The organism is Mycobacterium sp. E740 (assembly GCF_001672895.1).
In the GTDB taxonomy this organism is placed as follows: domain Bacteria; phylum Actinomycetota; class Actinomycetes; order Mycobacteriales; family Mycobacteriaceae; genus Mycobacterium.
Window position 1 is genome coordinate 1 of sequence record NZ_LZKP01000095.1, and the last position, 1,396, is coordinate 1,396.

Genomic DNA, 1,396 nt, shown 5'->3' on the forward strand with positions numbered 1-1,396 from the left:
GGACTGTGCCCCGCCCAAGCCACCACCGGAGGCCTGTCATGACCCCGCGCTACAGCCCCGCCGAGCTCGCCGCCGCTCTGGGCATCTTCGCCCCGACCGACGAACAGGCGGCGGTGATCGCCGCGCCGCCCGGGCCACTCGTGGTGATCGCCGGGGCGGGCGCGGGCAAGACCGAGACGATGGCCGCTCGCGTGGTGTGGCTGGTCGCCAATGGCTATGCCCGCCCGGGCGAGGTGCTCGGGCTGACGTTCACCCGCAAAGCCGCCGGGCAACTGTTGCGCCGGGTGCGCACCCGGCTGGCCCGCCTGTCGGGAACGAAGATCCTGGACGGGACAGCCGACGCCGGTGAGCCTCCGACCATCAGCACCTACCATGCGTTCGCGGGCAACCTGCTGCGCGAGCACGGGCTGCTGTTACCCGTCGAGCCGGAGACCCGGTTGTTGACCGAGACCGAGCTGTGGCAGTTGGCTTTTCGCGTCGTCAGTGACCATCCCGAACTGCACACCGAGAAGACGCCGGCAGCGGTCACCGCCATGGTGTTGCGGCTGGCCGGCCAGCTTGCCGAGCACCTCGTCGACACCGACCAGTTACGTGACACGCACGTCGAACTCGAGCGGCTGGTTCACACGCTGCCCGCCGGGCCGTACCAACGCGACCGCGGCCCGAGCCAGTGGCTGCTGCGGCTGCTGGCCACCCAGACCGAGCGCACCGAACTCGTGCCGCTGATCGACGGGCTGCACCAGCGGATGCGCGCCGAGAAGGTGATGGACTTCGGCATGCAGATGGCCTCGGCGGCCCGGCTCGCCGAGAACTTCCCGCGCGTCGGGGAACAACTGCGCAACCGGTACCGCGTGGTGTTGCTCGACGAGTACCAGGACACCGGGCATGCGCAGCGCGTCGCGCTGTCGTCGTTGTTCGGGGGAGGGGTGGACGATGACCTCGCGCTGACCGCTGTCGGTGACCCCATCCAGTCGATCTACGGCTGGCGCGGCGCGTCGGCCACCAATTTGCCGCGCTTCACCACCGACTTCCCTCGTTCGGACGGCACGCCGGCGCCCACGTTGGAGCTGCGCACCAGTTGGCGCAATCCACCGCGAGCGCTGTATCTGGCCAACGCGGTGTCGGCGCAGGCGCGGCGCCGTTCGGTGGCGGTGCGGTCGTTGCGGCCGCGGCCCGACGCCGAGCCGGGAACCATCCGCTGCGCACTGTTGAACGACGTTGTCGCCGAACGTGATTGGCTCGCCGACCACATCGCTGACATCTACCGCCAAGCGGGCGACCGCGGCGTGGCGCCACCGACCACCGCCGTGCTGGTGCGGCGCAACGCCGACGCCGCGCCGATGGCCGACGCGATCAGTGCGCGCGGCGTGCCGGTGGAAGTCGTCGGCCTGGCAGG

The 1,396-nt window shown here is 70.8% G+C and carries 1 protein-coding gene; it reads left to right on the forward strand.

What is annotated here, in order from left to right; translation table 11 throughout:
* Nucleotides 1-38: 38 nt before the first annotated feature.
* On the forward strand, nucleotides 39-1,396 hold a 1,358-nt coding region (locus A5663_RS09190), incomplete at its 3' end, for an ATP-dependent helicase (RefSeq protein ID WP_156744398.1).